The 5,573-nt window shown below is 42.5% G+C and carries 5 protein-coding genes and 1 pseudogene; 4 read left to right on the top strand and 2 right to left on the bottom strand.

The window, feature by feature from the left end; all coding sequences use genetic code 11:
• Positions 1-73: 73 nt before the first annotated feature.
• Both CK510_RS25375 and CK510_RS32025 read right to left on the bottom strand, forming a co-directional pair.
• Positions 74-1,426, bottom strand: a pseudogene (locus CK510_RS25375) (protein kinase domain-containing protein); the annotation flags it as partial.
• Between the two features lie 254 nt (positions 1,427-1,680).
• Positions 1,681-1,842 carry a hypothetical protein gene (locus CK510_RS32025; RefSeq protein ID WP_158224961.1) on the bottom strand — a complete coding sequence of 54 codons (162 nt, stop codon included), beginning with the start codon at positions 1,840-1,842 and terminating at the stop codon, positions 1,681-1,683.
• Positions 1,843-1,912: 70 nt separating this feature from the next.
• On the opposite strand from CK510_RS32025, the gene CK510_RS34115 reads away from it, so the two are divergent.
• The 4 genes from CK510_RS34115 to CK510_RS25360 all read left to right on the top strand — a co-directional run bounded on the left by CK510_RS34115 (position 1,913) and on the right by CK510_RS25360 (position 5,007).
• The gene (locus CK510_RS34115; RefSeq protein ID WP_281257086.1) at positions 1,913-2,041 is read left to right on the top strand and encodes a hypothetical protein; all 129 of its coding nucleotides are present in this window, start codon (positions 1,913-1,915) and stop codon (positions 2,039-2,041) included.
• Positions 2,042-2,071: 30 nt separating this feature from the next.
• Positions 2,072-2,398: a DUF6825 family protein gene (locus tag CK510_RS25370; protein WP_095724317.1), complete on the top strand. Its 327-nt coding sequence runs from the start codon at positions 2,072-2,074 to the stop codon at positions 2,396-2,398.
• A 170-nt stretch (positions 2,399-2,568) separates the two neighbouring features.
• Entirely contained in the window at positions 2,569-4,254 is a 1,686-nt protein-coding gene (locus CK510_RS25365; RefSeq protein WP_095724316.1) for an ABC1 kinase family protein, read from the top strand.
• A 27-nt stretch (positions 4,255-4,281) separates the two neighbouring features.
• Complete coding sequence (locus CK510_RS25360; RefSeq protein WP_095724315.1) at positions 4,282-5,007, top strand: Stp1/IreP family PP2C-type Ser/Thr phosphatase; 726 nt, start codon at positions 4,282-4,284, stop codon at positions 5,005-5,007.
• Positions 5,008-5,573 lie beyond the last annotated feature (566 nt).

Raw genomic sequence — 5,573 nt, 5'->3', positions numbered from 1 at the left:
GTCGCAAGACACTAGAAAAGATTGCTTAAAGTTACACCGTGGACTTTACTAGGTTTACCTAGATTTTTAGAAGCGGTTGAATCGTAACTCTGTGTTGAGGACTTTCATAACTTGAGTGTCCCTGCTCATTTTCTGAGGAACCCATGAGAAAAGTACCCCCAGGAATTGCAATCATGTCTAAATTCACACCATTCCCCAAATTTTCTTTAAAAAATTCTGCATGTCTCTGACGTTCAGCAATTTCCTGCTGAAGTGGAACCAATATCCGTTGCTCAATCGTACGAATATCATCATCCCGCAATCCTAAATATTGTCGATAGTCTTGCAAGTCATTTTCTGTTGCTGCACTAAAGGGATATTGCACTTTGACAGCTTCCACCAAAGCTTGCTCATACTCCTGTAATTTGCGTTGGTAGTCTCGATAGGGTTGGAGAACTTGCGCTTGAATTTCCCTCGCTTCATCCTCCGCTAAACCCAACTCAACCCGCTTCGATTCGAGTATTCTCAAAGCAAACACAGAAAATTCACCTTGTCCCTGTTGAGCGCGAATTACAGCTTCTTGGGTATATTCTTGCTTGGCTACATCAAAGCTAATTGTGGGGGCAATTGGTGCAACTGGGGTAACTATTGAAGTAAGTGCTTCCAACGCAGTAATTGCCGAAGAATAACGCAGGGTAAAATGACGACGCACCATCTTCGATATAACTTCAGCTAAATTATCACTGATTTGCGGAGCTTCCTGTCGCCAAATTATTTCCCCTGTTTGTGGGTCTTCTGGCAAATCAAAGGGTAAAATTCCCGTTAGTGCCTGGATTGCTGTCATCCCCACTGCATACACATCGCTACCCAAACAGGGTTTACCGTTTTTCTGCTCGTTTGGCATATAACCACCAGTACCAATGACAACACTGGAAGCTATTTCTCCCTGAGTATTTAGCATGAGGGTTCCCAGTTCTTTGACTGCACCAAAGTCAATTAAGAATATTCTCCCACCTGGACATTGCCGCATCAAGTTTTCGGGTTTGATGTCGCGGTGAATTACTCCCTGTTGATGGACAAAAGACAAAACACCCAAGACATTTTCTAAAAGTTTGCTGACATAACCTTCACTGAGTTTTTTCCCAAAGGTGATTTCTTGGCTTAAATCCTGTCCTTCAATAAATTCTTGAACTATGTAGAGATTGTCCTGTTCGGTGAAATGTGCCAGTAATTGGGGAATTTGGCTGTGTTTTCCCAATCGTTCTAAAATAGCCGCTTCTTTTTCAAAAAACTCAATCACACGGGGATGGGTTTGGTTAGGACGCAATTGCTTAACTACACACAACGGTTTACTCGGTTGAAGATTATCCTGTGCCAGGAATGCGATCGCAAACCCACCTCCACCCAATACTTTAATGATTTCGTAGCGTCCTACAAGTATATCCACTAGTTTCACCGCAAACCGTATGTACTGAGCTTGAGTATATTTCTTGTCTCTAGTTTCGTGCAAGCATTGGAAGAAATTTTAAACACGGTAAAAAAGAAGCGACAATCTCAAAAAAACCAGGTTTCTCTCTAACCAAGCACGACTGAACTTTGAAGCATTACCCATTAGAAACCCGGTTTTTCCCTTCACCGAATGCTGAATGTCGCACAGGTATTTGAGGTTTTCCCGTTTGGGGAGAAATCGGGTTTCTGGTTTTATCGTACTAATTCGAGATAATTCGTGAGGGAGAAACCCGACTTCTTGAGATTATAACCAGATGGCGATACTTCGCAGGAGTGGTCTTTGACCATCGCACTTCCTTTCACCAATCCCGTAGGGGCAAACGGCTGTTTGCCCTTGTTTATGTATTCAAACAAAAAGCACTATAAAAATTGCGACAAAACTATAACAAAAATTACTGATTGACAAAAGAATATTAATATGGTTATGCGAATAATAACCTTGATGCGATCGCGATCGGCAAAAGTTGTGAAAAATTTATTTCTTCTGCTAAGAGTGCATCTACAAAATACAAATAACTGGATAGACCCACCAAAGCTGAACGGCAAGTTATAATTTTCTAGCAGACAAGTATTGTAAATTATTATGACTAGCCCCCTTGTACAAGCATTTTTCGTTGGTAGAGCCGTAGCTGAAGTATTAAGCGAACGTCTAGAACACACTGTCACAGACGCTTTGAGCGAACTTGGTAAATTTGATGCGGAAGCACGGGAGCAAATGCGTCAGTTTACAGATGACGTAATCGAACGAGCAAACCGAGCATCTGAAGCCGCAGGTACAGGTGTTGGTGTCACTGATGTGGGAACAAGTGGTTCGGAACCCGTTGATACCCAAGCAACAATTGATGACTTACGTGCTGAGATTGCCGATCTCAGGAAAGAAATACGAGTTTATCCCTCTAATGCTGGTTAATTAGGGAATTGGACATTGGGAATTGGATATTGGGAATTGGGCATCAACACAGATATAAATGACACAGGACAACCAACCAATAACCATTAACAAACCCATTAACAAACAACAATTTAAAGTGACTTTTTTTTCCGGTGACTCATTTAAAAAATCAACGGTACGCAAAGCATATGGAAAAGGGTTATTCAGATAAGGCATACCGTTGGAACCGCGAAAGCTATTCTAGTAAGCGGCGTTTTATCGATATTTGGTCGTTTGTGCTGACTTTGATGTACAGACTGTGGCTGTATAACAAATCCTGGAGTTATCCGGGGGGAGTGACAGACGCAAAACAAGCAGCACGTCGGAAAATCCTGGCTATCTGGATTCGCAATACCCTACTAGATTTAGGACCAACTTTTATTAAGGTTGGACAATTGTTTTCGACTCGTGCTGATATTTTCCCCTCTGAGTATGTTGAGGAATTGTCAAAATTACAAGACAGAGTTCCTGCTTTTAGTTACACCCAAGTCGAAACTATTATTGAGAAGGAATTGGGTAAAAAAATTCCCGATTTATTCCACAGTTTTGAACCCATACCTTTGGCTGCTGCCAGTTTGGGACAGGTTCACAAAGCAGTTTTGCATTCCGGGGAAGCAGTTGTAATTAAGGTACAACGTCCCGGTTTAAAGAAGTTATTTGAAATCGATTTACAAATCCTCAAAGGTATCTCCCGCTACTTCCAAAACCATCCGAAATGGGGCAAGGGCAGGGATTGGATGGGTATTTATGAGGAATGCTGCAAAATTCTCTGGGAAGAAATCGATTATCTTGGCGAAGGACGGAATGCCGATGCTTTCCGGCGTAATTTCCGTGGCTATGATTGGGTAAAAGTTCCCCGTGTTTATTGGCGTTATACTTCTTCGCGGGTACTTGCCTTAGAATATGCCCCTGGGATTAAAATTAGTCAGTATGAAGCCCTAGAAGCGGCTGGATTAGACCGGAAACTACTAGCACGTCAAGGTGCCCAAGCTTACCTACTCCAGCTTTTAGATAATGGATTTTTCCATGCCGATCCCCACCCTGGAAATCTTGCCGTTAGTCCCGATGGTGCCTTAATTTTTTATGATTTTGGGATGATGGGACGGATTAAGTCCAATGTCCGTGAAGGTTTAATGGAAACCCTGTTTGGGATTGCTTCCAAAGATGGCGATCGCGTTGTCGAATCGTTGGTAAATCTAGGGGCAATATCTGCAACCGAGGATATGGGACCAGTGCGACGCTCTGTTCAATATATGCTCGATCACTTCATGGATAAGCCGTTTGAAAATCAGTCCGTTGCTGCAATTAGTGACGACTTGTACGAAATAGCTTATAATCAGCCGTTTAGGTTTCCCGCAACTTTCACCTTCGTCATGCGTGCTTTCTCAACGCTTGAAGGTGTCGGTAAAGGGTTAGACCCTGATTTCAACTTTATGGAAGTCGCCAAACCTTATGCAATGCAGCTTATGACGAATATGAATGGTTCTGAGGGGAATAGCTTACTAAATGAACTCAGTCGCCAAGCTGTCCAAGTTAGTTCTACCGCGCTAGGACTACCGCGCAGGCTTGAAGATACCCTCGACAAGCTCGAACGTGGTGATTTGCGAATGCGTGTACGTGCGATCGAAACTGAGCGTTTATTACGAAGACAAAGTAACATTCAATTAACCACTACTTACGCGGTGATTATCGGTAGTTTTACTCTTTCTGCATCGATATTATTGGTTAAAGATTATATATGGTTGGCAGTATTTGTAGCTCTGGTTGCTGCGTTATTATCGTGGCTCATGATTAGACTACTTTTGCGTCTCGACCGTTATGACAGAACGTATTAAAAATTACTTGTAGAAAATTAGACATTTATGAAAATAAACTTTATTGGTGCTAGCGACCCAGGACTTATTCGTACTAGTAATCAGGATTCTTTTTATACTGACCCTGAAGGTAGGTTTTTTATTGTTGCTGATGGTATGGGTGGTCATGCGGGGGGTGAAGAGGCTAGTCGAATCGCCTCCCAAGAGATTCAAGCTTACTTAGGAGCGAATTGGGGTTCTGATATTCCTTCGGATAAATTGCTTGAAGAAGCACTTTTGCGAGCGAATGAAGCAATTATTAGTGACCAGCAGAGCCATCCTGAACGCTCGGATATGGGCACAACTGCTGTGGTGGTAGTTTTTCGCGAAGATTCCCCTGTATGTGCCCATGTAGGCGATTCTCGCTTGTACCGTTGGCGTGATTCCCAACTTAACCAAATCACCGAAGACCATACTTGGGTTGCACGTGCCCTCAAAGTCGGCGATATTTTACCTGATGAAGCCCGCATTCATCCCTTCCGACATGTACTTTCTCGCTGCTTAGGACGGGAAGATTTACAGCATATTGATGTTCAGAACTTCGATGTCCAACAAGGCGATCGCTTATTATTATGCAGCGATGGTTTAACGGAAGAGTTGGTAGATGAGAAAATCGCTACCCACATGCAAGATACTTCCATGCTTGATAAAGCCTCTATTGGATTAATAGAATCTGCTAAAGAACACGGTGGACACGATAATATTACTGTCGTATTAGTTGCGATTGATAATTAATTTTGGGTGTTGGGTATTAGACATAGGAGCCCCAATATATAAGGGCTGGGATACCCAGCCCCTACGATTGATAATTATATAATTGGGATATTTGATTTTCTGGAAGTCCCTAAGTCTGCCGTTAGGCATAGCGGAGAGAGGCTTTTATCTGGCTTTTCCCGTTATCTCCTTAATGGAGCGATCGCTTACTATACCCCTAGCCTAGGCTGTTGACTTTGTTGGTTTTTAGGCGATTTTGCGGAAAATTATTCGTGTTCTTTTTTGTTTGTGGAAAAACGGCTTTTCCAGCCGTTTTTCCACAAAAATAGTCACATACTTTCTGCATGAACCCTTATGGGCAAAAGGGTACAAAGTTTACAGCCTACCCCTAGCCTAAAGCCCTATTCTCTCGTGACTCATTGTCATTAAAATTAAACTGCTGAGAATCAGATATGGTGTAAAACCTTTGCTATTTCGTTGTTTCACGACTTAATGGAAAAAGTCAGAGGCTTTTATAGAACAACACGGTATGCGTAAAACTCAGGGCTTCAGCCCTGAGATATAAGCGACACGTAGCTTGCTTCCCG

Origin of the sequence: Brunnivagina elsteri CCALA 953 (genome assembly GCF_002289455.1) — a bacterium.
GTDB lineage: Bacteria > Cyanobacteriota > Cyanobacteriia > Cyanobacteriales > Nostocaceae > Brunnivagina > Brunnivagina elsteri.
This window is presented reverse-complemented; position numbering and strand designations above follow the sequence as displayed.

Excerpts from the sequence above, each read along its gene's own strand:
- CK510_RS34115 (WP_281257086.1), top strand. The coding sequence starts at position 1,913 with ATGCGAATAATAACCTTGATGCGATCGCGATCGGCAAAAGTTGTGAAA.
- CK510_RS25370 (WP_095724317.1), top strand. The coding sequence starts at position 2,072 with ATGACTAGCCCCCTTGTACAAGCATTTTTCGTTGGTAGAGCCGTAGCT.
- CK510_RS25365 (WP_095724316.1), top strand. The coding sequence starts at position 2,569 with ATGGAAAAGGGTTATTCAGATAAGGCATACCGTTGGAACCGCGAAAGC.
- CK510_RS25360 (WP_095724315.1), top strand. The coding sequence starts at position 4,282 with ATGAAAATAAACTTTATTGGTGCTAGCGACCCAGGACTTATTCGTACT.